Consider the following 25,498-nt stretch of genomic DNA (forward strand, 5'->3'; position numbering starts at 1 on the left):
GTCATCACGCGCCGCAGCCGCCGCATCGTTCCTGCGCAACTCGGCCCAACTCATCCACAAAACCTCCATCAGCCGTTACGGTGTGCCCAGCCACAGTCGCCCGGCCGGTCACGGCCTCGGCGACCTGGGTCGTGCGAGGTCGGGGGGCTTCGGTCGGGTTCGGGGGGCTGGGTGAGTTCGACGGGGATGACGTCTGGTGCCGGTCCTGGGGAGGACGGCCAGAGGCGAAACGTTTCTGATGCAGTGGGCGTGGTGGTGCTGGGGGCTTGTGCCACCTGGTCCCTGATCACGGCGACCGTGCACGACGGTCGCCCGGAGGGCGTGCTGCTCGCGGTGCTGGCCGTGGCGGCCGGCTATGCGGCCGGGCGGATCTGCGGGGCTCTGCTGCCCGTGGCCGCGCCCTGTGCCGGAGCGCTGGCCGGAATCGGTCTGGCGGTGGCCGTTCCCCACCTCGCCCCGGGGCCTCAGATCGTCGCACCGCTCGGACACGCCGGTGCCACCGCCGCACTGCTCACCCTGTGCGCCGGCGCGACGTGCTGTGCGGCCTGGGCCGCCGAGTCACGGCCCCTGCGGTTGGCGATGGGCGCGCTGGCGGTCGGTATCACCGTGACCGCAGCTGCCCTCGGCTCGACCAGCGGGTTCGTCACCTGCACCGCCGTGCTGCTGTGCTCGCTCGCCGCCGGACGGATGCACAACCGTGGCCCGGGCATCGCGGGCCTCGCCCTGGTCGCGGCCCTGGTGACCGGCCTGACCTGGGACGTCGCCGGAAACACCCTGCCCGAGGGACTCATCACGTCCCTGGAAGGGCAGCTCACCCAGCACCGGGTCCAGCTGTGGCAGGACGCCCTGCATCTGGCACATCGCAACGCCGCCGTGGGCGTGGGCCCGGAGCGCTTCGGAGAACTGAGCACGACCGCGACCCGGACGCTGCTCTCCGACGGCAAGCCGCACTCGGCCGTGCTGCAGCAGGCGGCCGAGCAGGGTGTCGTCGGCGTGGTCCTGCTGGGGGCGTCCTTCTGCTGGGTGCTGCATGCCCTGTGGCGCTCCCCGCGCCCCACCCCGGTCGTGCTCACCGCGGGTGCGGCTCTGACGGCGCTCGCAGCGATCGCCGCGGTCGGCAACGCGTTGAGCTTCACCGCCGTGTCCGTTGGTGCGGGCCTTCTCGCGGGGCTGGCCACGGCCCGGCCGCTCGCCGACGAGTCACCACAGCAGAAGGTGGACGTACGCCCGCGCGGTGACCGGCTGACGCCGTGACGACGAGGGTCAGTGCAGCGCGCCGGTCGTGCCCGGCCGCAGGCGTTCACTGATCACCCGGACGGCTGTCTCGGCGTTGTCCACGGTGATCGTGAACGTGTGGCCGTCCCACAGACGCAGGACGACGCCCTCACCGCGCCGCACCACGACCGCGGTGCCCTTCTCGGGCCGCCAGCGGTAGCCCCAGCCGCCCCAGTGGCGCGGGTTGACGTGCGCGGCGAACTCGGCGCCGGCGACATGGGTGAGAGGGATCTTGCGGCGCGGCACACCGATGTGGCCGCAGCGCACCTCAAGGCATTCCTTGTCGAGTCTCAGATCGACATGCAGGAAGGCGAGCGTGCCGAAGAGGACCAGCAGTCCGGCGGCAATGCAGCCGACGACGGCCATGACGAGCGGGGCGATGCCCGATGTCCAGGCGGAGTCGACGGCGAGCTCGATGCCGAGCGCCATGACGGCCACGCCGGCGACCGCCGGCAGCCACTGGACCCGCTTGGTGGCGTGTCCGGTCCAGACATCCGGATGCTTGGCGTTCTCGCCGTGGGGGTGCTCCCTCATGGCTACGAGGTTACTCATGTTTCGCTGCGCGGGCACAGGGTCGCGGAGAGTGAACGCTGCCCATATGCCGGCCGGACCGATGGGGTCCGTTTCAAGGCGTCCGGTGTCATGGCGTCCGCTCAGCGCGCGGGACTGAGCGCCTGGAGCAGCCGACCTTCCTCGTAGGCCAGGGCCGGCGCTATGAGCGCACCCTCGCGGCCGCTCAGCAGCACCGTCAGGGTTCCGGTGGCCGGTGCCCCGGGGGCGGGCTGCTCCCCGAGGCGACGCAGGGCCTGTGCGGCCACGGCGCCTGCCGAACCGTGCAGGACGAGCGGCGGGAGGCCGGGCTGCTGCACGGCGGCACGGATCCGCTCGGCGACGAGTTCGTAATGGGTGCAGCCCAGGACGACGGTCGTTACATCGTCGGGGGTCAGCGCGGCGGCCGCCGCGACGGCGGCGTCGATGGCCGCCTCGTCGGCGTGTTCCACCGCCTCGGCGAGCCCGTGGCAGGGCACCTCGGCGACCGTCACTCCGTCGGCGAACTGTGCGATGAGATTGCGCTGGTACGGGCTGCCGGTGGTGGCGGGTGTCGCCCAGATCGCGAAGGGGCCTCCGCCGGCCGCGGCCGGCTTGATCGCCGGGACCGTGCCGATGACCGGCAGGCCGGGTTCGAGGCGGGCGCGCAGGGCGGGCAGGGCGTGCACGGTCGCCGTGTTGCAGCCGACGATCAGGGCGTCGGGCCCGTGCGCGGCGGCCGCCTCGGCCACGGCCAGGGCACGCTCGGTCAGGTCCTCGGGGGTCCTGGGTCCCCAGGGCATGCCGTCGGGGTCCAGGGAGAGCACCAGATCTGCGTCGGGCCGCAGACGCCGTACCGCGACGGTGGCCGCCAGCAGGCCGATTCCGGAGTCCATGAGCGCGATCTTCACCCGGCCACGATAGACGATGGGCCCTTGCGGGCCGGTCCGGTGGGGCAGACTGCGCGAGTGAGCGCCATCGCGTGGACTGCCGCCGTATCACTCGCCGCCTGGTTGTGGCTGTTGCTCTGTCAGGGCTTCTTCTGGCGCACGGACGTCAGGCTGCCGCCCCGCGAGGATCCTGCCGACTGGCCGTCCGTCTGTGTCGTCGTCCCCGCGCGCGACGAGGCCGCCGTACTGCCCGCGAGCCTGCCGTCGCTGCTCGCACAGGAGTATCCGGGCCGGGCGGAGATCTTCCTCGTCGACGACGGCAGCTCGGACGGCACGGGAGACCTGGCCCGCGAACTGGCGGCCACGCACGGCGGGCTGCCCCTGACGGTCGGCTCACCCGGCGAACCGCCCACCGGCTGGACGGGCAAGCTGTGGGCCGTACGGCACGGCATCGGCCTGGCACGCGCGCGTGAGCCCGAATATCTGCTGCTGACGGACGCGGACATCGCGCATGCACCCGACAGCCTGCGGGAGTTGGTCGCCGCTGCGCACAGCGGTGGCTTCGACGTCGTCTCGCAGATGGCCCGGCTGCGGGTGGAGAGCGTGTGGGAGCGGCTCGTGGTGCCGGCCTTCGTCTATTTCTTCGCACAGCTGTACCCGTTCCGGCGGATCGGTGGGAAAGGGACGCGGACGGCGGCCGCGGCGGGCGGCTGCGTGCTGCTGCGTACGGAGGCGGCCGAGCGTGCTCGGATCCCTGACGCCATCCGCCACGCCGTCATCGACGACGTGGCGCTCGCGCGTGCGGTCAAGGGCAGGGGCGGGCGCATCTGGCTGGGGCTGGCCGAGCGGGTGGACAGCGTGCGGCCCTATCCGCGGCTGCACGACCTGTGGCGCATGGTGTCACGCAGCGCGTACGCACAGTTGCGGCACAACCCGCCGCTGCTCCTCGGGACGGTCGCCGGGCTGGCCGTGGTGTACCTGGTGCCGCCCGCGGCCCTGGTCGCGGGTGCGGCCACCGGGGACGGGGCGGCCGGGGTCCTCGGCGGTCTCGCGTGGCTGCTGATGGCGGGGACGTACGTCCCCATGCTCCGCTACTACCGCCAGCCGTTGTGGCTCGCTCCCCTGCTGCCGGTCACCGCGTTCCTCTATCTCCTCATGACGGTCGATTCCGCGGTGCAGCACTACAGGGGACGCGGTGCGGCCTGGAAGGGCCGCACCTACACGCGCCCGGACACCGTCGCGGACGAGCACCCTCTCTAGCGCGCCCGTATCCCGTCCGGGGGGGGCTCACTTCCTGCCGGGGGTCCAGTTCATCCCCCACCCGTAGGCGTAGTCGACCGTCCGCTGGGGACTCACCCCGCGCTCGGGCACCAGGTAACGGGCCTCGCGCTGGACGACCAGGTCATTGCCCGTGTTGGTGATCAGGGCGAGGGCGCAGACGGTCGAGGGAACGGTGCATTCGTCGAGCGAGAAGTCGATCGGGGCACCGAACTGCGGCTGCAGGGTGACCGTCGCATGCAGGTCGGCGAAGGAACGCGCGCCTTCGTAGATGGTCACGAAGACGAGGATCCGCCTGAAGTCCTGCTTGTGGTCGAGGTTGACGGTGAGGTTCTCACCGCTCGCGACCGCGCCCGTGCGGTCGTCGCCGTCCAGGTGGAGATACGGCGGCCGGTTCAGGGCTCCGAAGGAGTTGCCGAGGGCCTGTACGACGCCCTTGCTGCCGTCGGCGAGTTCGAACAGGGCACACAGATCGAGATCGAGGTCCGCGTGATGTGCGACCGCGCGGCCACGTTTGCTGCCCCATCCCGAGAACTGCTTGCGCACCTCCCAGTTGAGGTTCACTCGCATCGAGCCCGAGGTGCCGCCCTGCTTGGCCAGCGAGACCGCGGGGGCCGCCTTGGTGAGCGTCACCTTGGTCAGGCGGACCGGCTGCGCGGAAGGCGCCTGCGGCGGGGCGGGCTGCACGGCGGCAGGGGGCGCGACCGGCGGAGGCATGGTCATGGGTGGCGCGGCGGGAGGCGGCATGTTCACCGACGGGGCGACGGGCGGAGGCATGGTCGCGGACGGCGGGGGCGGGGGCGCAGGAGCTGCCGCGGGCGGAGTGTGCTGCGGTTCGTCGACCGCGATCCCGAAGTCCGTGGCCAGCCCCTCCAGTCCGCTGCTGTAGCCCTGGCCGACGGCGCGGAACTTCCAGGCGCCTTGGCGGCGGTAGAACTCACCGAGTACGAAAGCGGTTTCGACGCCGGCGCCCGTACTGTCGAAGCGGGCCACCACACCGCCCTGGGCGGCGTCGCGGACCTCGATGTAGAGGCCGGGAACCTGTCCGAAGGTGCCGCCGTCCGCCGAAGCGGCGAGGACGACTGTCTCGATCGTGGGCTCCACGCGCGCGAGGTCGACAAGGAGACTGTCGACGATGTGGCCGTCCGCGTTGCGTTTGCCCTCGTACCGGACCGCGCCGGAGACGTGTGCCGGCTGGTTGTAGAAGACGAAGTCGCCGTCGGAGCGGACCTTGCCGCCCACGAGCAGAAGTGCCGAGGCGTCCGCGTCCGGAACGCCGGGTCCTGAACGCCAGCCCAATTCCACCCGCAGTGCCGTCGTCGGCACCGGCGTATTCGATCCTTTCGGCATTGGCATGTCCGCCCCCATCACGTGTCACCGTGCCAGTCCGTGTCCCGGCAGCCCTTCAGGTACTCCATCCGCACAACCTATTCCCCGGGACCACGAACTCCCACGAGGAGCACAGGGTTACCTGTGGCCAACCGCAGGTAACCCGCCCGGAACTCGGCCTTTACCAGACCTGAACCCCGCTGGGCGCCCTTTTTTGCCAAGTTCGCTCGCATTGGGGATCCCGCGTCACTGCCGACACTGAAAACAACCCTCTTATCGGTCTCCCCAACTAGCACATCGAGGGCTTAACTTATGAGCCATGACCTCCCCCCGCTCCACCTTCGGCGGCGGCTACTACTCCGCCTTCCCGGACACTCCGATCTACGACAGGCTCGTCGCCGAGCGGGGCACCCCGCAGATCGCTCCGATCCGGGTCCCCGCCGCGTACGACGCGCCGGGCAGCTATCTGCCGGCCCTGCCGTCTGCCCTCCCCGCCCTTCCGGCGGGTCCCTCCCAGCCCTCCTACGGCTATCCGCAGGCGCAGCAGCCGGCTCCGCTGCAACAGGCGCCCGCGGCGTACATCCCTCAGCAGGCCATGGCGCCTCGTGGTTATCCCGGACCGCAGCAACCTCAACGGCCGATGGCGACCGGTTCGGGCTACGAGGCGATGCGCCCCGCGGCTCCCCGGCCCGTCCCGGCCCAGTACCAGGACCCGTACAACAACCAGCAGCAGTACCGCGGCTACTGAGCCGTCCTCCCAGGCTCTCGCCGCCGCCTGGCACGATGGCCGTATGGGGAACGCGCTGCTGCAGTCGATTCACGTCCATCCGGTGAAGGCGTTCCGGGGCCTCGCGCCCCGGGAAGCCGTCGTGGAGCCCTGGGGGCTGGCCGGAGACAGGCGCTGGGCGCTGATCGACGCAAGGGGAAAGGTCGTCACACAACGTCAGCAACCGCGCCTTGCGCAGGCCGCCGCCGAGCTGGTCGCCGGCGGCGGCGTTCGTCTGTCCGCTCCGGGGAAGAGCCCGCTGACCGTGCGGGTCCCCCGGCCGGTCGGCACGGTGCCGTTGGAGATCTTCGGCGACAAGGTCGAGGGCGTTCCCGCCGAGGACGCGGCCGTGCACGCCTGGTGCAGCGACTATCTCGGCGTCGACGTGCGCCTCGTGCACATGGATGATCCGGCCGCGCGCCGACCCGTCGACCCGGAGTTCGCGCGGCCCGGCGAGACGGTCGGCTTCGCCGACGGCTTCCCGCTGTTGCTCACCACCAGCGCCTCCCTCGACGCACTCAACTCCCTGATCGCCCAGGGCTCTCAACCGGCCGACGGGCCGCTGCCGATGAACCGGTTCCGGCCGAACGTGGTCGTGGCGGGCACCGACGCCTGGGCCGAGGACGACTGGTCCCGCATCGCCGTCGGCGAGGTCACCTTCCGTGTCGCCAAGATGTGCGGGCGGTGCGTGGTGACCACCACCGACCAGGACACGGGAGAGCGTGGCAAGGAGCCCCTTGCCACCCTGGGCCGCCACCGCCGCATCGGCAGCAGCCTGGTCTTCGGTCAGAACCTGGTGCCCCTCTCCCCCGGCACGATCCGGGTCGGCGATCCGGTGACGGTCCTCGCATAGGCAGCTCTGCCGGACGGCCGTGCGGCGGCCCGGACGAAAGATCCGGACAATGCCCGCAGCGCGGGAACCAGGGCCGGGGGCCTGCGCGTTGAGGTTTCGTGAGAAGTCCATGAGAGAGGCCGGGAGCAGGTGACCTCGCTCTCTCTTTGACCGGGTCGGTGCGTGGGCGGCTCGGCCGGGGGTTATCACGGAGCGGGAAGGGGGTGCGGGACGGTGCGCACAATCGGCGGACTCTGGCGCTGGCGGCACAATCCGCTGCGCCGCACGAGCGATCTGGTAGAGGCCTGGCTGACGTTGGTGGCGCTGCTGCTGATCCTCGTCGCCGCCCCCGTGATCGGCTCCGTCGTCGGCACCATCGCGCAGGACGCCCTGCAGCAGTCGGTCCGGGACCAGCGCGCGGCCCGCCACCTGGTGACGGCCACCGTCGTGCGCAAGCTGGACCGCTCCCCGCTGGACACCGACCCCGAGTCCACCTCGTCGCGGGATCTGCGCAGCCGCGTCCTCGCCCACTGGACCGCGCCGGACGGCTCCGGCCACCACGGCGCGGCCCTGGCGAGCCTCGCGTCACCGCACCGCGGTGACCACTTCAGGATATGGACGGACCTGCACGGCCAGATAGTGGCCCGTCCGCTCGATTCCGCGACCGCGACCACGCACGCCGTGCTCGCCGGGTTCGGCGCCGCCATGATCACCGCGGGCGCCGTCGAGGGCGGTCGGCGGCTGATCGTCTGGCGCATGGTCCGTCGCCGGTACGCCCATTGGGACCAGGCCTGGGACCGGGCGGGCCCGGACTGGGGCAGGACCGGCACCGGCAGCTGACGGCCTTCGCGCTCTGGTCAACCCACCGCCCGCGCGCACGCTACGGTGGACCGGCCGATCCCTTCGGTATCGACCCGCGTATCACGAGGTGGGGGCAGAACAACACCATGGCACAGGGCACGGTCCAGGTGACGCACACCGGCACATCGCGGTGGCGGCGCCGCACGGGTGAGTACGCGTCGCTCGCCGCCGCCCTGGAGGCCGCCGCCGACGGTGACGTCCTCACCGTCGCGCCCGGTACCTACCGGGAAAACCTCGTGGTGCAGCGTTCGGTGACCCTGCGCGGGCCCGAGGGTTCTCCCGGTTCGGTGCGGATCGCGCCCGCGGACGGTGTGCCGTTGACCGTGCGTGCCTCGGCGGTGGTGCAGGACCTGCATGTGGAGGGGCAGGACGCGGCGGCGCCCGCCCTGCTGGTCGAGGAGGGCACTCCGGAGCTGCTGGACATCCGCATCATCACCCGGTCCGCGGCGGGGATCGAGGTGCGCGGAGGCGCGCGGCCGACTGTGCGGCGGTGCACCGTCGACAATCCGGCCGGCATCGGTATCGCCGTACTCGACGGCGGAGGCGGGGTGTTCGAGGAGTGCGAGGTCGTGGCCGCCGGTCAGTCGGGGGTCGCCGTCCGCGGTGGTGCGCAGCCCCGTCTGGAGCGGTGCCGGATCCATCACGCCTCGGGCGCTGGTCTGTCGGCGACCGGTGAGAACTCCGCGCTGGACGCGGTGGGTTGCGAGGTGTACGAGGTCCGTGGCAGCGGGGTCCAGGTCACCGGCCGGGCCACCGCGCACCTCACGGACTGCGATGTGCACCGCACCACGGCGGACGGCGTCACCCTCGACACGGACGCGGTGCTGACGCTGGCCGACTGCCGCATCCACGACATCCCTGAGAACGCGGTCGATCTGCGCTCCCGCTCGGTGCTCACGCTGACCCGGACGACGGTTCGTCAGTTCGGGCGCAACGGCCTGTCGGTGTGGGATCCGGGCACCCGCGTGGACGCCAACCAGTGCGAGATCTTCGACAGCACGGGCGACTACCCGGCGGTGTGGGTCAGTGACGGCGCCACGGCGGTGCTCGACTCCTGCCGGGTGCACGACGTGCCGGACGCCCTGTTCGTCCTCGACCGCGGCTCGCGCGCGGACGTCGTCGACAGCGACCTGTCCCAGGTGCGCAACACGGCCGTGTCGGTGAGCGACGGCGCCACCGCGCAGCTCGACGACTGCCGTATCCGGGACGCCGCGACGGGTGCCTGGTTCCGCGACCACGGCAGCGGCGGCACCCTCAGCAACTGCACCATCGACGCCACGCAGACGGGCGTGATCGTCACCAAGGGCGCCGACCCCACCATCGAGCGCTGCACGGTCGACTCCCCTGCGGAGGCGGGTTTCTATGTGTCGGCGGGCGGCCGCGGCAGCTTCCTCAACTGCCGGGTGACGGGCAGCGGCGGCTACGGCTTCCACGTGATCGACGGCAGTCGTACGACGTTGAAGAAGTGCCGTACGGAGCGGTGTGCGCGCGGTGGGTACGAGTTCGCGGAGGGCGGCGACGCGGCACCCGGCACCGGCCCCGTCGTCGAGGACTGCACCAGCGACGAGAGCGCGGGCCTCAGGTCTCCCACGGCCCCGGAGCCCGCTGTGCAGACCGCCGGTCAGTCGCCCGGTCTGCTGGGGGCGATCCCCGGGCAGCGCACCACCGAACAGGAGCCCCTGCTCGCCGCCGCGCAGCCCGAGCAGCCGACGCGGACGTCGAAGGCCGTGCTGGGTGAACTCGACGCGCTGGTGGGCCTGGAGAGCGTCAAACGCGAGGTGCGGGCGCTGACCGACATGATCGAGGTGGGCCGGCGTCGCATGCTGGCGGGCCTCAAGGCGGCCTCGGTCAAGCGGCATCTGGTCTTCACGGGCTCCCCCGGCACCGGCAAGACGACTGTGGCGCGGCTCTACGGCGAGATCCTCGCCTCGCTCGGTGTGCTGGAGAAGGGTCATCTCGTCGAGGTGTCCCGCGTCGACCTGGTCGGTGAGCACATCGGCTCGACGGCGATCCGCACGCAGGAGGCGTTCGACCGGGCGCGTGGCGGTGTGCTGTTCATCGACGAGGCCTACGCGCTGTCACCGGAGGACTCGGGCCGGGACTTCGGCAAGGAAGCCATCGACACGCTGGTGAAGCTGATGGAGGACCATCGCGACGCGGTCGTGGTGATCGTCGCGGGCTACACCGCCGAGATGGAGCGGTTCCTTTCGGTCAACCCCGGTGTGGCGTCCCGCTTCTCACGGACCATCACCTTCAGCGACTACGACCCGAAGGAGCTCCTGCGGATCGTGGAACAGCAGGCCGACGAGCACGAGTACCGGCTCGCGCCGGGCGCCGCGGAGGCCCTGTTGACGTACTTCACAGCGCTCCCCAAGGGCCCGGCGTTCGGCAACGGCCGAACCGCCCGCCAGACCTTCGAGGCCATGGTGGAGCGGCACGCGAGCCGGGTCGCCCACTTCGACGAGCCGAGCACGGACGACCTGACGCTGCTCTACGCCGAGGACCTGCCCGAGCCCTCCTGAGTGCCTGTCACGGGGCGTGGAGCCGGTACGTCCGCTCGCAGGCGGCCCAGCAGCCGTTCCCGCTCCTCGGCGAAGGCCGGGTCGGCCTGGTAGTCCGAGTGGCCGAGGATCGGCGCGGGCAGAGGGTGTTGTGCGGTACGGCCGTAGGCGAGGGGGTCCTTGAGTGGTGGTCGGTCCACCTCGGGGCCGCAGTCGCCGGGCAGGCGGACCGGGCCGCCGATGGGGTCGGTGAGCCGGTAGAGGTTGCGCCAGCAGTCGACGTCGTGGTGCAGGGAGGCGAGGGCGGCTGGACCGAAGTGGGCCGGGAACCAGCGGCCGTAGAGGCGCTCGATCGGGGAGCCGTAGGTGAGCAGGGCGACCCGTTTGCGGTCGGACGGCTTGAGCTGCCAGGCCGCGGCCGCCGCGAGCACACTGCCCTGCGAGTGCCCGGAGATGACGAGGCGGCCGCCGGTGGCGCGGGTCCAGGTCGCCATCCGCCAGGTGAGGTCGGGGACCGCGCGCTCGGCGTAGCAGGGCGGGGCGAAGGGGTGCGCGGCGCGCGGCCAGAAGGTGCCGACGTCCCAGAGGATGCCGATGGTGCGCCGGGCGGAGGCGTCCTTGTAGGCGCGCCGGCCCCAGGTGACGAAGAGTATGAAGCCGAGGCCGATCAGCCAGGAGCCCAGGGCCTGCGCGGTCTGTGCGGCGCCGTGCACGAAGGCGAAGGCGTGCTGGGCCGCCTCTCCGGGCGCCTCTTCGGTGAATTTCGCGCCCGCCAGTGCTCCGGCGCCCAGGATCAGGGTCGTGGCGGCGGTGACGGCGACGACGAGGGGGGCGCGGTCGGTGAGCGTGGCCAACGCGCGCGTGGTGGCGATACGGCGGGTGCGTGCGACGTCCTTGGGTTCGCCGGGATGGTCGAGCTCGACGGCTGCCAGTTCGGTGCGGCGCAGCAGCCAGGCCCGTCGGCCGAGCAGGCCGCACAGCGCGATCAGGGCGAGGAGCAGCAGGGGGATGACGGACGCCTGCCAGGTCAGCAGGACCGGCGGGCCGTCGATGGAGGTGCCGGTGCCGTCCAGCCAGTCCGACACCCGCTGGGAGACGCCGCCGGACATGACACCGCCCAGGGCGCAGGCGAGGATCGCGACGGCGGGTCCGCCCTGGCCGTGCAGCACGGCGCGCGGGTCGGGGTGGGTGCGGTACAGCAGGTGGGCGACGACCGCGAGGGCGAGGACGAGTAAGCCCTGGACCAGGGCGATGCCGCCGAAGGTGGAGCCGCCTCCGGCCAGCAGACCGGCCGACTGCCATCCGGGGCGCTCCCAGCCGGCGTACACCGCGCACAGCAGCAGCAGGACGAGGGCGGCGAGCGGAAGCCGTCGTACGAGGTGCTCGTCGAGTTCCCGGTCCAGGCGGTTCTCGCTGCGTCCCCGGCGGCAGACCACCCACAGCACGACGGCGGCGGCGGCGACGAGTGCCACGGCGAGGAGCCGGCCCAGGACGTCCAGAGCGGCGGGCCCACCCGGAGCGCGGTCGAAGCGGGCCGCGGACGAGGCGACCGCCGCGGCGACCGTCAGCAGGCCGGCCGCGGTGTGGGCGGCGCGCAGCCGGGCGACGAGTCGGCGGCCGTACCAGAAGCCGGGGCGGCCCAGAGCGGTGCGGGCGGTCCCCTCGTCGGGTTCGGACGGGTGGGCGAGCGGCTGCTGGGACTCGTACGCGCTCCAGGTGCGGTGGGAGAGGTACCAGAGGAGGCCCGTGAGCGCGGTGGGCACCAGGGCCGCGAGGGCGAGGCGGCGGCCCGGCCTGCTCCACCAGCTGTGGTGCGACACCTCGGGTGACAGGAAGCCCAGCCACGAGTGCCGCTCGGCGCACGCGCGCGTGCCCGCGCACTGCCAGGCCGCCAGGTCGAGGGCGACCTCGCAGGCGGCCGCGACCAGCAGCACCGTCAGGGTCAGTCCGGCGAGTCGCACCAGCAGCCCGTAGAAGCGCACGGTCCGTTTGCGGCCAGGGGCAGTGGGCCGCATCCAGTGGGCGAGGTTGACGACCATGAACGGCAGCAGCAACAGCCACAGGGCACGCGCGCTGTTGCCGGAGGTGAGGTTGCACCAGACGTACGCCTCCGGCACCGGTCCCGCGCGGTGGCCGTCGGCTCTGCTGTCCGCGTCGACGTCCGCGGCGCGCCGGAAGACGGCCGCTGTGTCGTCGCCGGTGATCCGCACCGTGCGCGGATCATTGAGCATGTCCTGGGGCGTGGTGCCGCCCACGCCGTGGACCAGGAGTTCCAGGGCCGCTCCGGATCCCTCGGGCACCGGAGCGGGGCCGTTCGCCGAGGCACGTTCCTGCGCACGTTCCACTGTTCGCACTTCCCCCGTGACGCGCCGTCTTCTTGTGTGTCCGTGCGGGCACAAGGATCGCCGCTCGGACGGGGGCGTACACCTGTGGACACGGAATCTCCCCGTTCCGAGTGACTTGCGAGGAACAGATGCGGCATCGGTGGCATGAGCGCGTCGGGCAGGTGGCGTCCTGGGTGCCCAGCCGTGCGAGGATGGGACGTCCGCGCACCGGGGTCGACGAGAATGTCCTTGTCGGACGGGGTGTGCAGGGCGTGTCGGACGGCTTGAGGCGAAAGGACCGGAGCGTACGTGAGTGAGAATCAGAACCTCCTCGCGGAGCAGCGGCGCTCCCTGATCCTGGACGAGGTCCGACGCCGGGGCGGGGTCCGTGTCAACGAGCTGACCCGCAAGCTCGGCGTGTCGGACATGACCGTGCGCCGCGACCTCGACGCGCTGGCCCGCCAGGGCGTTCTGGAGAAGGTGCACGGCGGTGCGGTTCCGGTCGTGGAGGCCAGCACGCACGAGCCGGGCTTCGAGGCCAAGTCGGGCATGGAGCTGACGGCCAAGGAGGACATCGCGCGGTCCGCGGCCCAGCTGGTCGCGCCCGGTACCGCGATCGCGCTGTCCGGGGGTACGACGACGTATGCGCTGGCGCACCACCTGCTGGACGTGCCGGACCTGACCGTGGTGACGAACTCGGTGCGGGTGGCCGATGTCTTCCATGCGGCGCAGCGCACCTCCGGCCCCCGGCAGGGCGCGGCCACGGTGGTGCTGACCGGTGGCGTGCGCACACCGTCGGACTCGCTGGTGGGGCCGGTGGCCGACCAGGCGATCGCGGCGCTCCACTTCGACGTGCTGTTCCTCGGTGTGCACGGCATATCGGTCGAGGCCGGCCTGTCGACGCCGAACCTCGCGGAGGCCGAGACCAACCGGCGCCTTGTGCAGTCGGCGCGGCGGGTCGTGGTGGTCGCCGACCACACCAAGTGGGGTGTGGTCGGGCTGAGTTCGTTCGCCGCGCTGGAGCAGGTCGACACGCTGGTGACCGACTCGGGTCTCGCGGGCGACGCGCGCGAGGAGATCTCCGAGCAGCTGCGCCGGCTGGTCGTGGCGGGCGAGCCGGAGAGCTGATCGGCTCCGGGCGGTGCAGACATCTGACGGGCCGCCAGTTATCGTGACGTTGCCCCGGTCAACTTCCCTGCTCCGTCAAGGGGGTTCTCGTCCATGACTCGTCGTCTGCGTCCCGCCGGGCTCGACTTCGTCGAGACCGCGCCCGTACGTCTCGTCTTCGCCCGGGAGATCTCGGCCGCCCCGGAGGCGGTGTTCCGCGCGCTCGCCGAGGATGTGGCGGGCTGGGCGGAGTGGTTCTCGGCGGTGAGACTGGCCCGGCCGCTCGATGGCGGCGCCCGGCGCGAGGTGCGGCTGACGGGCGGGACGCGCTTCGAGGAGACGGTGCTCGCGGCGAAGGAGGCGGAGGTGTACGCCTACCGCGTCGACGTGACCAACGCGCCCGGGATGCGGGCCCTGGTCGAGGAGTGGCGGCTCGTACCGGCGGGCACGGGCACGCGCGTGCAGTGGACCTTCGCCGCCGACGGGACGGCACCGCTGCGACTCGTCCTCAAGGCGGCTCGGGCGGGCCTGGGAGGGGCCTTCCGGGACGCGGTGACCTCACTGGACCGGCGCCTCGCGCCCCGGTAGCGCCCGACAGGCAACGTGCGCCCCGTCGCGACGCCCGGCACACTCCCCCACTGCGTCCAGTACGAGGGCCCGCACCCGGCACTCCCCCAGTCTCCGGCCGGGGGGACCCCCTTGGGGGACCCTCAAGTAGGACCCGCACGAGCGCGCACCGGACGCCCCTCCTTGACGGGCGAACGTTGCCTGCCGGGCACTAGTAGACTGTCGCGACTAAGTGTCGTGCTGGTTGGTGGAGTTGGGGTCGGGCGAGCTTCGCTTGTCGCTTCCGTTCGACTGGGCAGGGGTGCCGTGTCCTCGCAGAAGAAGTATCCGGTCGCGTTGAGCGCCGAAGATCGTCGGGCGTTGGAGCGTGTGACGACGACGGGGGTCCGCAGCGCGTCGATGATCAGGCGGGCGCGGGTACTGCTCGCGCTGGACACCTCGGTCGGTGAGGTCGATCCGCGGGCGGTGATCGCGGACCGGGTCGGGGTCTCGTGCGATTCGGTCCGCCTGATCTCGAAGCGCTACGCGGAGACCGGCGGCGATGTGTGGGCCACGGTCGGCCGGAAGGAACGCGCACTCCCGCCGGTGCCCTCTGTGGTGACCGGCGAGGTCGAGGCGAGGCTGATCGCGCTGGCCTGCTCGACGCCGCCCAAAGGACACGCCAGGTGGTCGCTGCGCCTGCTGGAGAAGCACGTCGCGCTGGTCGAGGACATCCCGGATCTGGACCACTCCACCATCGGCCGGGTGTTAAAAAAACGGAACTGCGTCCTCATGTGAAGAAGTGCTGGACCATTCCGCCGGCTGCGAATGCGGCCTTCGCCGCGGCGATGGAGGACGTCCTGGCGGTCTACCACCGACCCTTCGATCCGGCGCGCCCGGTGGTGTGCATGGACGAGAAGCCGTACCAGCTCCTCGGCCACGTCCGCGATCCGCTTCCCGCGCAGCCGGGCCGTGACCGGCGTGAGGACAACGAGTACGTCCGCTCGGGGACCTGCTCGATCTTCTGCTGGGTCGAGCCGCTGCGCGGATGGCGGCGCGTCGACGCCCGGCCCCGCCGGACCAGGGTCGACTGGGCGCACCAGGTCGAGCACCTGCTGACCGTGGACTATCCCGACGCCGCCACGGTCGTGCTGGTGATGGACAACCTCAACACCCACACCACCGCCTCGCTCTACGAAGCGTTCGACCCGGCAAAGGCCTTCGCCCTGGCCCAGCGCCTGGAGATCCACCACACCCCCAAACACGGGTCCTGGCTCAACATCGCCGAGATCGAGCTCTCCGCGCTCACCCGCCAGTGCCTGGACCGCCGCATCGACGACCTCGCCGTGCTCAACGCCGAACTCGCCGCCTGGCAGCAGCACACCAACAGCAACCAGCGCCAAGTCGACTGGCACTTCACCACCGACGACGCACGCGTGAAACTACGCCACCTCTACCCAACCACATAGCGAAATTAAGTCGCGACAGTCTACTAGCTGTATTGATCACGAGCGTTGTTAACGCTGGCCGGGCTTGATCATGGCGAAGGCCCCCGTGTGTAGTGGAGGTGTCGAATCTTCACCGCACGGAGGCCTTCGTGTCCCACCGTAATGCCCGGCTGACCGTTCACGGCAGGCGACTGCTCGTCGACCGTGTGCGCTCCGGCCGTCCCGTCGCGCACGTCGCAGCCGAGATGGGCATCTCCCGTCCCACCGCCCACAAGTGGATCCGGCGCTGGCACTCCGAGGGCGAGAGCGGACTCATCGACCGCCCCAGCCGTCCCCGCACGACACCGCACCGGACCGCAGCCGCCACCGAAGCGCATGTCTGCAGGCTGCGACAAGAGCGCAAGCTGGGCCCGGCTCGCATCGGGCCGATCCTGGGCATGCCCGCCTCCACCGTGCACCGCATCCTGACCCGGCACGGCCTCAACCGCCTGGCCTTTCTGGACCGGCCCACCGGGCAGGTCATCCGCCGCTACGAACGCGACCGGCCCGGCGAGCTGGTCCACGTCGACGTCAAGAAGCTCGGCCGCATCCCCGACGGCGGCGGCCACAAGGTGCTGGGCCGGCAGGCCGGCCGGGCCACCCGCAGCGGCATGGGCTTCGACTACGTCCATTCCGCCGTCGACGATCACTCCCGCCTCGCCTACAGCGAGGTCCACGCGGACGAGAAGGCCGCCACCTGCGCCGACTTCCTGCGCCGGGCCGCAGCCTTCTTCGCCGAGCACGGCATCACCCGCATCGAGCGGGTCCTGACCGACAACGCCTGGCCCTACCGCAAAAGCTTCGCCTGGCGTGAGGCCCTGGCCGACCTCGACGCGGCCGGCAAGCTCACCCGCGCCTACCGCCCGCAGACCAACGGCAAGGTCGAACGCTTCAAGTGCGCCACGAGGCGCCCGGTCGTATCCCCGGCATAGCCGGGAGGAATTCGGAGGGATATTCCTGGGTCTGATGGCTTACCTGGATCCGAAAGGTGAAGGGGACCGTAGCATGCCAGCCAACCAGAGGCCGGGTCCAGACGTCAGGGACGGTGCTCTGGGGGACCCGCGTGATATGGCGAAAGCTGAATTGCCTGAATCCCAATCTCCAGAAGATGAAAGTTCGCATCCACCGGAAAAAAACGTCTGAAACCGGTGCCGGTCCTGCGGTCGCTGTGAAAGAAGGCCAAGCAACCTCCGGGACAAGGAGCGATGCCCAGTGAGGGTATTTAAGGAGATGAGTGGGGCGCCTACGTCACGCTATTACGTACGACAGGGACGAACGTGGGATCGCCTAACGGGCGCGAGCCCCATGGCGACGGAGGGGCCGTAGTAGTCGCCGGAGTAACGACCGGCCGGGGAGGACGGGAAAGCCGTCTGCAGTCGGGCGAAGGGCCCCAGGTGATCGGACACCCAAAGTCGGGAGGTATGCGAAATGCAGAGCGCCGAGACGGTGCTGGGTGTCCTGCGTGAGCGCGGCAGGCGCGGTCTGCCGTGTGAGGAACTGTATCGACAGCTGTTCAACCCGCAGTTGTATCTGCTGGCTTACGGGCGCATCTACTCCAACAAGGGTGCGATGACGCCTGGGGTAACGCAGGATACCGTGGACGGCATGTCCGCTCGGAAGATCGACCGCATCATCGATGCGATGCGCCACGAGCGCTATCGATTCCGCCCTGTGAGGCGAGTCCATATCCCGAAGAAACAGAGCGGAAAGACTCGGCCTCTAGGTCTGCCAACTTGGACGGATAAATTAGTAGGTGAAGTGATACGTCTCCTCTTGGAGGCTTACTACGAGCCTTCCTTCTCCGACCGCTCCCACGGATTCCGGCCAGGAAAAGGCTGCCACACCGCACTGCGGGAAGTGGCCAACACCTGGACCGGAACAACCTGGTTTATTGAGGGCGACATCGCCGACTGCTTCGGGAGCCTCGACCATGAGGTCACGCTCCGACTGCTGGGCGAGAAGGTCCATGACCAGCGTTTCCTGCGGCTGGTGCGCAACATGCTCAAGGCCGGATACCTGGAGGACTGGGTCTGGAACGCGACACTCAGCGGGGCTCCGCAGGGCGGCGTCGTTTCCCCCGTGATCTCCAATATTTACCTGCACAAGTTGGACGAGTTCATCGAGAAAACCCTGATCCCCGAATACACCCGGGCGAAGCTCCGAGCGCGCAACCCGGAGTACCGGAAGGTGGAGCAAGCGATCGTACGTGCCCGCCGGCGAGGTGACCGTGTTGAAGTGCGATCTCTCTATCGTCGGCTGCACAGTCTCCCGAGCCAGGATCCGAATGATCCGAACTACCGGAGACTGCGCTACGTGCGGTACTGCGATGACACCTTGCTCGGGTTTGTCGGGCCGAAGGCCGAAGCCGAGGAAGTGAAACAGCGGATCGCGAAGTTCCTGCGTGATGATCTCAAGCTGGAACTGTCACAAGAGAAGACGCTGATCACCCATGCCCGTACCAAGAGGGCAAAGTTCCTCGGCTACGAGATCTCAGTAGCAAGCACAAATCAGAAAACAAGACGGCCGTCGGCAAGCGATCGGCGAAATCGCCGGTCAGTATGCGGAGCGGTAGTCCTGCATGTGCCTGCCTCTGTGGTCAAGGCCAAGAGCGCCCCGTACTTGTCGCGCGGAAAACCCGCGTGCCGAAACCCTCTGGTCAACGAGACCGACTATGTCATCGTGGGCAAATACGGGATCGAGTACCGGGGCATCGTCCAGTACTACCTCCTGGCCGGTGATGTCCAACGACTTCACCGGCTGCGCTGGGTCATGGAGACCTCCATGCTCAAGACCCTGGCAAGAAAGCACGGCTCGTCGGTGACGAAGATGGCGGCCCGCTTCAAGGCTAAGATCGCGACGCCGCACGGGCCACGCACGTGCTTCGAGGCCACCTTGGTGCGAGACAGCAGGAGAGAACTGGTCGCCCGCTTCGGGGGAATTCCTCTCAAGCGGCAGAAGACGGCGGAGTTGACCGACCGTCTGACCGGTCCGGTCTATCCGCATAAAGAGCTGATCCGTCGGCTTGCGGCGAATAGATGCGAGCTCTGCAAGCGGCCGGGCGAGGTGGAAGCCCACCACGTCAAGTCACTCAACGAGCTCCAACGGGCCGGTGTCGCATCCTCCGATTGGGTGAAGATGATGGTCGCGCGCCGCCGCAAGTCCCTTGTGGTCTGCGGCAGTTGTCACGACCGCATCCATCGGAGGAAGCCGAGTACAACGCGCACGCAGTAGTCACTGGAGAGCCGTGCTGCCCGGAAACGGGCATGGCCGGTTCGGTGGGAGGCCGGACGGAAAAGGACCTGCTCAGCAGGCACCTCGCCGTCCGGCCGACCCTACCCGCACCCTCCTCGACGAATGGGCCTACCTGCGGCCCTACACCAGCAACCAGGAACGGACCGAAGCCCTGGCAGACTTCCTCCACACCTACAACCACCACCGCTGCCACACCGCACTCGGCGGCCAGCCACCCATCACCCGCGTCAACAACGCTGCGGGTCAATACACCTAGCGGCCCGCGTGCAGGTCCTCGGCCGGCCAGACGCCGGTCTCCAGCAGCGACTGGATTGCCGACGTGTACGGCTCGATGTCCAGGCCCTGCCGGGCGAGCCACGCGTTGGAGTAGTACTTGTCCAGGTAGCGGTCGCCCGGGTCGCACAGCAGCGTCACCACGCTTCCCTGCCGCCCCGCGGCCACCATCTCGGCAATGATCTTCAGCGCGCTCCACAGGCCGGTGCCGGTCGAGCCGCCCGCCTTGCGGCCGATGGCCCGCTCCAGCGCCCGTACGGCGGCGACGCTCGCCGCGTCGGGCACCTTCATCATCCGGTCGACGGCTCCCGGCACGAAGCTCGGTTCCATGCGGGGGCGGCCGATGCCCTCGATACGGGAGCCGCAGTCGCAGGTGACGTCCGGATCGCCGGTGGTCCAGCCCTCGAAGAAACAGGAGTTCTCGGGATCGGCCACACAGATGCGGGTGTCGCGCTGGGTGTAGTGGACGTAGCGCGCGAGGGTCGCCGAGGTGCCGCCGGTGCCGGCCGTCGCCACGATCCACGCCGGCTCCGGGAACCGCTCCAGCTCCAGCTGGCGGAAGATGGATTCGGCGATGTTGTTGTTGCCACGCCAGTCCGTGGCCCGTTCCGCGTAGGTGAACTGGTCCATGTAGTGGCCGCCGGTGTCCACCGCCAGACGGGCCGATTCCTCGTACATCCTGCGCGAGTCGTCCACGAAGTGGCACTGCCCGCCATGGAACTCGATCAGGCGGATCTTCTCGGCGCTCGTCGTGCGCGGCATGACGGCGATGAAGGGCACCCCGATCAGCTTCGCGAAGTACGCCTCGGAGACGGCTGTCGAGCCGCTGGACGCCTCGATCACCGGGCGGCCCGGCCGGATCCAGCCGTTGCACAGTCCGTAGAGGAAGAGGGAGCGGGCGAGCCGGTGCTTGAGGCTGCCGGTCGGGTGGGTCGACTCGTCCTTGAGGTACAGGTCGATGCCCCACTTCTCGGGCAGCGGAAAGCGGAGCAGGTGCGTGTCGGCCGAGCGGTTGGCATCGGCCTGGACCTTGCGGACGGCTTCTTTCAGCCAATCACGGTAGGCCACGTCGCTGCGGTCGACGTCGAGGGTCCGGCCGGTCCGGGTTTGCTGGGGGGTGCTCACGACGGGTGCTCCTTACACTCAGCGCCGACGACGCGTCGCGCTGCCGGCACATCGATCATAAACACCTTCCGCACGCTTCTCACCTGCATAAACGCACCTTTGGGCACCCCAAAGGAGAGCCTGGGGGCAGGGGGTGGGCAAAGGTGGGGGCGCATTCGGGCGAGTGCTCCGGGCGCCCGGTGCGGGGGTGCCGTGCGCACTGGTGCTCGACGCCGGGCGCGGGCAGACTGCACGGAACGGGGGCGCACACTGGATCACGAGACGAGCTGGATCATGGCCCACGCAGGATCACGGTCCAGCGCACCGGACGCGCACAAGGGGGCGGCGGCATGGCGGAGCCGGAGTTCACGGCGACGGGCGTGCGAATCGGCAAACGGCTGCGTTCGCTCACCCGGGCCGGACAGGTCCGGATCAGCGACGGCAGGCTTGCGTTGCTCACCAGTTACGGCACCGAGATCGACAGCGCGCCGGTGCAGGCGGTGCGCGCCTCCAAGCCCTGGTTCGCCGCGCAGGGCCGGGCGCTCGCGGACCTCAACGGCAAGCGGTACCTGCTGACGCTGGGTGACCACGATCCCGCACCGGGCGAGCCGGGGCCGCCCGCGGCACGCCGGTTCATAGAGGCCGTACGAAGGGCCGCGGGGCGCGGCGGCTGACAACTCCCGCAGTACGGCGGCGGACTGCGACCGCGAGCCGACGGCGAGTTGCGGTACCGCGCCCCCTGCGCCACTCTTGTCTCACGTCACTCTGGGTTTACCGGCGATAACGCTGCGAACCAGCCCGCCGGGCACGACAGCAGGTGGCCGTCTCCCTCAGCCACCTTGCTGGATCCGTCTTCCGTGTTCTTCCGGACCTCTTCAGTCGGGGAGTCGCAGCCGTGATCACTCACCCAAACAGACACTGCACGGTAGAGCTGCAAGCCCTGCCGTCGCGGATCGGCCAGGTCCGCAGAATCGTCTCTGCGCAGTTGCGCTACTGGCATATGGACTCCCTCATCGACCGTGCCGCGCTCGGTGTGACGGAGTTGCTGACCAACGTCCATCTGCACGCCCAGCCCGACAAGCTGTGCACCGTGGAGATAGAACTGTTGCTGGACCGGCTCACGGTTTCCGTGCACGATCACGACCCCCGGCTGCCCGAGGTGCGGGAGGTGGAGCCGGGCGCCACCACCGGGCGCGGACTCGCCATGGTGGCCGCGGTGAGCGAGAGCTGGGGGGTGCGCCCGGACGGCGAGTCGGGCAAGGTCGTCTGGTTCACGCTGCCCACCGCCCCGGCTCCGGTCGCGGCGCCGGCCCGCCTTCCGCGTCGTACGGCCGAGAAGCCGGCGCACCGGTTCGCGGAGGTCGAGCAGGCGGTCGACGGCCGCAGGCCCGCACACGCTCCCGCCCGGTCGGCCGTTGCCGGCTGACCGGGCGGTGACCTGCCCGCGCTGTCTCACTCGGTGGCGATGGCGCGCAGCACGTCCAGGCGCGCCGCCCGGCGGGCCGGACGCAGGCCCGCGAGGGCGCCGGCCGCGAGACCCACCAGGGCCACGATCACGAGCTGCACCGGCGGGATCGCGAAGGCGAAGGCACTGTCGCCGGCGCCGTCCGCGGCCTTGACCAGCACCCAGCCGAGGAAGGCGCCGAGGCCGAGGCCGCCGGCCGTGCCGAAGGCGGCGACGAGCACCGACTCCCACCGGACCATGGCCCGCAGCTGGGAGCGGGTCTGCCCGACGGCCCTGAGCAGGCCCAGTTCGCGGGTGCGTTCGTGGATCGCCAGGGTCAGGGTGTTGGCGATGCCCAGCAGCGCGATGAGGACCGCGAGGGCGAGCAGGGCGTAGACGAGGGTCAGCATCATGTCGATGCCGCCGGCCGAGGACTGCGCGTACTCGTCGCGGGTCTGCACCTGGGGGTTGCCGTACCGGTCGGCGACGTGCTGCACGGCTGCCTTGCCCGCGTCCGTGCTCACACCCTCCTTGAAGGAGACGGCCACGAGGGTGTCGGAGTCCTGCGTACGGTGCGGGGCCCAGGCGGCACGGGTGATGACATAGTCGCCTGCGAGTTCGGACCGGCCGTAGACGGCGCGGACGGTGAAGGTCTGCTTCTTGCCGTCCGTGAAGGCGAGTTGGGCCTTCCCTCCGGTGGTGAGGTGCTGCTTGTCGGCTTCCGCCCTGGTGATGGCGATGCCGTCGGTGCCGAGGGCTCGCAGGGAACCCTGCACCTTCCCGAGGTCGAAGGTGCGCTCCAGCGCAACCGGGTCGGTGACGGTCAACGCCCGTCCCCTGCCTTCGACTTCGGCCACTCCGCGGCCGAGTCCCACGGCCGTGTCGATCTCGGGCAACCGCTGGACCGCCCCTGCGAGCCGGGGGCTCAGGCCGCTGCCGCCCGCGCCGAACGACGGTGTGCTGACGGCGACATCACCGGCGAAGGACCGTGACACGGTCTGGTCCATGGTCGCTTTCAGCGAGGCGCCGAAGACGGTGAACAGCGAGACGACGGCCACGCCGATCATCAGGGCACTCGCGGTGGCGGCGGTCCGCTTGGGGCTGCGCAGGGCGTTGCGCCGGGCGAGGGAGCCGGTGACGCCGCGCAGCTTGTCGAGGGGGCCGCCGAGGATCCGCACGGCCGTCGAGGAGGCGACCGGGCCGAGGACCACGAACGAGACCAGGGCGAGGACGGCGCCAAGTCCCGCCAGCCAGAGGGACGGTGAGACCAGGACGCCGCTGAGCGTCACGGCTACGGCAAGGGCGGCGAGGCCCAAACCGGTGACGGCACGCGTGCGGGAGGCACCGGAGGCGTCGACGGCCGTCTCACGCAGGGCGGCCAGCGGGGCGGTGCGTCCGGCCCGCGCGGCGGGCAGGAGCGCGGAACCCAGGCAGACCACGATGCCGACCGCGAGCGGCAGTGCCATGGCCAGGGCGCTGATCACCAGGCTGCCGTCGGGGAAAGGGAATCCGATCGCGGGGAAGAGGGCCTGCAGGCCGGCCGCGATGCCGACTCCGCCGGCAAGCCCCGCGGCCGAAGCGGCTACGGCGACGGCGCTCGCCTCGACGAGGGTTGTCGCGGTGACCTGGCGGCGGGAGGCGCCGAGGGCTCGCAACAGGGCGTTCTCGCGGGTGCGCTGGGCGACGACGATGGCGAAGGTGTTGTGGATGGAGAAGGTCGCGACCAGCAGGGCGATGCCGGAGAACACCAGCAGGAAGGTGGTGAAGATGGTCAGGAACTGGCTGGAGATCATGTCGGTGTTCTCCTGGGCCGACTCCTGACCGGTGATGGCCTCAACGCCCTTGGGCAGTACGGGAGTCAGCCGGTCGACGAGCTCCTTCTCACCGACGCCGGGCCCGGCCCGCACCTTGATGCCCGCCGCCTCGCCGGGCCTGGCGGTGAGGTACTTCTCGGCGTCGGTGCGGGTCATGCCGGTGAAGGTCACCTGGGCCATGCCGTCCTCGCCGCCGAAGGTCGCCAGGCCGACGATCGTCACCTCGACCGGGTCCGGGGTGCGGAGTGTGGTGGTGTCGCCGATCTTCAGGTCGCCCTTCCTCGCGGCGCCGCGGTTGACGACGACCTCGCCGGACTTCTGCGGGGCGCGGCCCTCGGCGAGCTGGTACGGGTTGAGCATGGAGTCGGTGATCCAGTTGCCGGCGAGAGTGGGCGGGCCCTGGCCGCCGATGGGCTTGCCGTTCTTGCCGACGAGCTGGCCGGCGCCTTCGATGTCGGGCGCGGCGGCCGCGACACCGGGCACCGCGTCGAGGGTGCTCACCAGGGCCGTGTCGACCGGCTGCCGTATGCCCTGGCTCTCACCGGGCGTGGTGATCGTGTCCGCGCTGCGGACGACGGCGTCGGTGCCGATGGTCGCGTTGCCGAACATGCTGTCGAAACTGGCGCGCAGCGTGTCGCCCATGACGAGGGTGCCGGCCAGGAAGGCGACGCCGAGGAACACGGCGAGGAAGGTGCCGGCGAAGCGCCGTCTGTGGGCACGCAGGGAGGTCACGCTCAGGCGTACGGCGGCGTTCATGAGGGCACCTCGAAGGCTTTCATGCGGTCCAGCACCCTGTCGGCGGTCGGGGACTGCATACGGTCGACCAGGCGTCCGTCGGCGAGGAAGACGACCTCGTCGGCGTGGGCGGCGGCCACCGGGTCGTGGGTGACCATGACGACGGTACGGGCCGTCCGGCGCACGGCCCGGCCGAGCAGTCCGAGGACCTCCCCGCCCGAGCGGGAGTCGAGGTTGCCGGTGGGCTCGTCGGCGAAGACGACATCCGGCCGGCCGGCGAACGCCCGGGCCACGGCGACGCGTTGCTGCTGGCCGCCGGAGAGTTCGGAGGGGCGGTGGTGGAGGCGGTCGCGCAGGCCGACGACGTCGATGAGCGCCTCGATCCACTCCGGGTCCCCGCTGCCGCCGGCGAGGTCCAGCGGCAGCGTGATGTTCTCCGCGACACTCAGCGTCGGCACCAGGTTGAACGCCTGGAAGACGAAGCCGACGCGGTCGCGGCGCAGGAGGGTGAGGCGGCGGTCGTCGAGGCCGCCCAGGTCGGTGTCGCCGATGTAGGCAGCACCCGAACTGAGCGTGTCGAGACCGGCCGCGCAGTGCATCAGGGTGGACTTGCCGGAGCCCGAGGGACCCATGATCGCGGTGAAACGTCCGACCGGGAAGTCGACGCTCACCCCGTCCAGGGCCCTCACCTCGGTGTCGTCGCGGCCGTAGACCTTCACGGCGTCGACGACCCGGGCGGCCGTCCGGACGGCGGTCGTGGTGGTCACGCCGCACCGCCCTTGCTGCGGCCGAACTGCTCGTCCAGGACGGACAGCCAGCGCCAGTACTCGTCCTCGTCGATCTCGCCGGAGGCGAAGCGCCGGCCGAGCACGGCGAGAGGCGAGTCGCCGGAGGGGCGCGGGTCGTCCATGGCGCGCCACGGTCCACGGCGGCCGCGCCAGACGGTGCGGCGCAGAAGGGTCACGGCGCCGATCACGACGGCCGCCCAGATCAGCGGGAAGAAGAGGATCCACGGGCCGGGGCCGCCGTTCCAGTTCGCGAGTGTCTGCATCTCGAGTCATCTCCCAGGTGGGTCTTTCGGTGTTGTCTCGAGACTCCCGCCGGGAAGGGGGCCGGGTCGTCGTACGGCCAGCGGCACTGCGCGTACCTCCC

At 70.5% G+C, this 25,498-nt stretch carries 21 protein-coding genes and 2 pseudogenes; 15 read left to right on the forward strand and 8 right to left on the reverse strand.

Annotation, left to right across the window (positions count from 1 at the left end):
• The first annotated feature begins 186 nt into the window (after window positions 1–186).
• The gene (locus OOK07_RS03185; protein WP_406311228.1) at window positions 187–1,254 is read left to right on the forward strand and encodes an O-antigen ligase family protein; all 1,068 of its coding nucleotides are present in this window, start codon (window positions 187–189) and stop codon (window positions 1,252–1,254) included.
• Between the two features lie 9 nt (window positions 1,255–1,263).
• Here the strand turns inward: OOK07_RS03185 and OOK07_RS03190 are convergent, their stop codons facing one another.
• Together OOK07_RS03190 and OOK07_RS03195 are read right to left on the reverse strand one after the other, a co-directional pair.
• Window positions 1,264–1,809: a hypothetical protein gene (locus OOK07_RS03190; RefSeq protein WP_266794909.1), complete on the reverse strand. Its 546-nt coding sequence runs from the start codon at window positions 1,807–1,809 to the stop codon at window positions 1,264–1,266.
• Between the two features lie 119 nt (window positions 1,810–1,928).
• Complete coding sequence (locus OOK07_RS03195) at window positions 1,929–2,714, reverse strand: glutamate racemase (RefSeq protein ID WP_266676771.1); 786 nt, start codon at window positions 2,712–2,714, stop codon at window positions 1,929–1,931.
• 39 nt (window positions 2,715–2,753) lie between these two features.
• Between OOK07_RS03195 and OOK07_RS03200 the strand changes: the two genes are divergently transcribed.
• Window positions 2,754–3,953, forward strand: coding sequence for a glycosyltransferase (locus tag OOK07_RS03200; protein WP_266676773.1), 1,200 nt, complete (start codon window positions 2,754–2,756; stop codon window positions 3,951–3,953).
• A 27-nt stretch (window positions 3,954–3,980) separates the two neighbouring features.
• Here the strand turns inward: OOK07_RS03200 and OOK07_RS03205 are convergent, their stop codons facing one another.
• Window positions 3,981–5,321, reverse strand: coding sequence for a TerD family protein (locus tag OOK07_RS03205; protein WP_266676775.1), 1,341 nt, complete (start codon window positions 5,319–5,321; stop codon window positions 3,981–3,983).
• A 298-nt stretch (window positions 5,322–5,619) separates the two neighbouring features.
• On the opposite strand from OOK07_RS03205, the gene OOK07_RS03210 reads away from it, so the two are divergent.
• The 4 genes from OOK07_RS03210 to OOK07_RS03225 all read left to right on the forward strand — a co-directional run bounded on the left by OOK07_RS03210 (window position 5,620) and on the right by OOK07_RS03225 (window position 10,281).
• Window positions 5,620–6,048 carry a DUF6643 family protein gene (locus tag OOK07_RS03210; protein WP_266676777.1) on the forward strand — a complete coding sequence of 143 codons (429 nt, stop codon included), beginning with the start codon at window positions 5,620–5,622 and terminating at the stop codon, window positions 6,046–6,048.
• Window positions 6,049–6,091: 43 nt separating this feature from the next.
• Window positions 6,092–6,919, forward strand: a complete 828-nt coding sequence (locus OOK07_RS03215; protein WP_266794910.1) for an MOSC domain-containing protein — start codon at window positions 6,092–6,094, stop codon at window positions 6,917–6,919.
• Between the two features lie 213 nt (window positions 6,920–7,132).
• Window positions 7,133–7,738: an Rv1733c family protein gene (locus OOK07_RS03220; RefSeq protein WP_266676781.1), complete on the forward strand. Its 606-nt coding sequence runs from the start codon at window positions 7,133–7,135 to the stop codon at window positions 7,736–7,738.
• Between the two features lie 107 nt (window positions 7,739–7,845).
• Complete coding sequence (locus OOK07_RS03225; protein WP_266676783.1) at window positions 7,846–10,281, forward strand: right-handed parallel beta-helix repeat-containing protein; 2,436 nt, start codon at window positions 7,846–7,848, stop codon at window positions 10,279–10,281.
• Here the strand turns inward: OOK07_RS03225 and OOK07_RS03230 are convergent.
• Window positions 10,251–12,605 (reverse strand): hypothetical protein, encoded by a 2,355-nt coding sequence (locus OOK07_RS03230; protein WP_266794911.1) that lies wholly within the window; start codon window positions 12,603–12,605, stop codon window positions 10,251–10,253. The genes OOK07_RS03225 and OOK07_RS03230 overlap by 31 nt on opposite strands.
• A 288-nt stretch (window positions 12,606–12,893) precedes the next feature.
• Between OOK07_RS03230 and OOK07_RS03235 the strand changes: the two genes are divergently transcribed.
• The 7 genes and pseudogenes from OOK07_RS03235 to OOK07_RS03265 form a co-directional block, all read left to right on the forward strand.
• Window positions 12,894–13,712: a DeoR/GlpR family DNA-binding transcription regulator gene (locus tag OOK07_RS03235; protein WP_266676787.1), complete on the forward strand. Its 819-nt coding sequence runs from the start codon at window positions 12,894–12,896 to the stop codon at window positions 13,710–13,712.
• Between the two features lie 93 nt (window positions 13,713–13,805).
• Window positions 13,806–14,279 carry an SRPBCC family protein gene (locus tag OOK07_RS03240; protein ID WP_266794912.1) on the forward strand — a complete coding sequence of 158 codons (474 nt, stop codon included), beginning with the start codon at window positions 13,806–13,808 and terminating at the stop codon, window positions 14,277–14,279.
• A gap of 285 nt (window positions 14,280–14,564) precedes the next feature.
• Window positions 14,565–15,035: a helix-turn-helix domain-containing protein gene (locus OOK07_RS03245; RefSeq protein WP_266675650.1), complete on the forward strand. Its 471-nt coding sequence runs from the start codon at window positions 14,565–14,567 to the stop codon at window positions 15,033–15,035.
• Entirely contained in the window at window positions 15,032–15,706 is a 675-nt protein-coding gene (locus OOK07_RS03250; RefSeq protein ID WP_266675648.1) for an IS630 family transposase, read from the forward strand. The genes OOK07_RS03245 and OOK07_RS03250 overlap by 4 nt, the downstream gene beginning before the upstream one ends.
• 128 nt (window positions 15,707–15,834) lie before the next feature.
• Window positions 15,835–16,614 (forward strand): annotated as a pseudogene (locus OOK07_RS03255) (IS481 family transposase); the annotation flags it as partial.
• Between the two features lie 538 nt (window positions 16,615–17,152).
• Entirely contained in the window at window positions 17,153–18,955 is a 1,803-nt protein-coding gene (locus OOK07_RS03260) for a reverse transcriptase/maturase family protein (RefSeq protein WP_266794913.1), read from the forward strand.
• Between the two features lie 106 nt (window positions 18,956–19,061).
• Window positions 19,062–19,232 (forward strand): annotated as a pseudogene (locus tag OOK07_RS03265) (integrase core domain-containing protein); the annotation flags it as partial.
• Here the strand turns inward: OOK07_RS03265 and cds1 are convergent.
• Entirely contained in the window at window positions 19,229–20,374 is a 1,146-nt protein-coding gene (gene cds1, locus OOK07_RS03270) for an L-cysteine desulfhydrase Cds1 (protein WP_323182919.1), read from the reverse strand. The pseudogene OOK07_RS03265 and the gene cds1 sit on opposite strands and share 4 nt — an antisense overlap.
• Before the next feature lie 329 nt (window positions 20,375–20,703).
• Between cds1 and OOK07_RS03275 the strand changes: the two genes are divergently transcribed.
• Both OOK07_RS03275 and OOK07_RS03280 read left to right on the forward strand, forming a co-directional pair.
• Window positions 20,704–21,027 carry a hypothetical protein gene (locus tag OOK07_RS03275; protein ID WP_266676795.1) on the forward strand — a complete coding sequence of 108 codons (324 nt, stop codon included), beginning with the start codon at window positions 20,704–20,706 and terminating at the stop codon, window positions 21,025–21,027.
• Window positions 21,028–21,248: 221 nt separating this feature from the next.
• Window positions 21,249–21,779: an ATP-binding protein gene (locus OOK07_RS03280; RefSeq protein ID WP_266676797.1), complete on the forward strand. Its 531-nt coding sequence runs from the start codon at window positions 21,249–21,251 to the stop codon at window positions 21,777–21,779.
• Window positions 21,780–21,805: 26 nt separating this feature from the next.
• Here OOK07_RS03280 and OOK07_RS03285 read toward each other — a convergent pair whose 3' ends face one another.
• Genes OOK07_RS03285 through OOK07_RS03295 form a run of 3 tightly spaced genes read right to left on the reverse strand, consistent with a single transcriptional unit; the run spans window position 21,806 to window position 25,397 of the window.
• Window positions 21,806–24,367, reverse strand: a complete 2,562-nt coding sequence (locus OOK07_RS03285; protein ID WP_266794914.1) for an ABC transporter permease — start codon at window positions 24,365–24,367, stop codon at window positions 21,806–21,808.
• Window positions 24,364–25,113 (reverse strand): ABC transporter ATP-binding protein, encoded by a 750-nt coding sequence (locus OOK07_RS03290; protein ID WP_266794915.1) that lies wholly within the window; start codon window positions 25,111–25,113, stop codon window positions 24,364–24,366. Before OOK07_RS03290 ends, OOK07_RS03285 begins: the two co-directional genes overlap by 4 nt.
• A complete protein-coding gene (locus OOK07_RS03295; protein WP_266794916.1) occupies window positions 25,110–25,397 on the reverse strand; it encodes an SHOCT domain-containing protein in 288 nt (95 codons plus the stop codon). The genes OOK07_RS03290 and OOK07_RS03295 overlap by 4 nt, the downstream gene beginning before the upstream one ends.
• Window positions 25,398–25,498: the final 101 nt, after the last annotated feature.

The organism is Streptomyces sp. NBC_00078 (assembly GCF_026343335.1).
In the GTDB taxonomy this organism is placed as follows: domain Bacteria; phylum Actinomycetota; class Actinomycetes; order Streptomycetales; family Streptomycetaceae; genus Streptomyces.

Coding starts and splice junctions, on each gene's coding strand:
- OOK07_RS03185 (WP_406311228.1), top strand. CDS start 187: ATGACGTCTGGTGCCGGTCCTGGGGAGGACGGCCAGAGGCGAAACGTT.
- OOK07_RS03190 (WP_266794909.1), bottom strand. CDS start 1,809: ATGAGGGAGCACCCCCACGGCGAGAACGCCAAGCATCCGGATGTCTGG.
- OOK07_RS03205 (WP_266676775.1), bottom strand. CDS start 5,321: ATGCCGAAAGGATCGAATACGCCGGTGCCGACGACGGCACTGCGGGTG.
- OOK07_RS03210 (WP_266676777.1), top strand. CDS start 5,620: ATGACCTCCCCCCGCTCCACCTTCGGCGGCGGCTACTACTCCGCCTTC.
- OOK07_RS03215 (WP_266794910.1), top strand. CDS start 6,092: ATGGGGAACGCGCTGCTGCAGTCGATTCACGTCCATCCGGTGAAGGCG.
- OOK07_RS03225 (WP_266676783.1), top strand. CDS start 7,846: ATGGCACAGGGCACGGTCCAGGTGACGCACACCGGCACATCGCGGTGG.
- OOK07_RS03240 (WP_266794912.1), top strand. CDS start 13,806: ATGACTCGTCGTCTGCGTCCCGCCGGGCTCGACTTCGTCGAGACCGCG.
- OOK07_RS03260 (WP_266794913.1), top strand. CDS start 17,153: ATGCAGAGCGCCGAGACGGTGCTGGGTGTCCTGCGTGAGCGCGGCAGG.
- OOK07_RS03275 (WP_266676795.1), top strand. CDS start 20,704: ATGGCGGAGCCGGAGTTCACGGCGACGGGCGTGCGAATCGGCAAACGG.
- OOK07_RS03285 (WP_266794914.1), bottom strand. CDS start 24,367: ATGAACGCCGCCGTACGCCTGAGCGTGACCTCCCTGCGTGCCCACAGA.
- OOK07_RS03295 (WP_266794916.1), bottom strand. CDS start 25,397: ATGCAGACACTCGCGAACTGGAACGGCGGCCCCGGCCCGTGGATCCTC.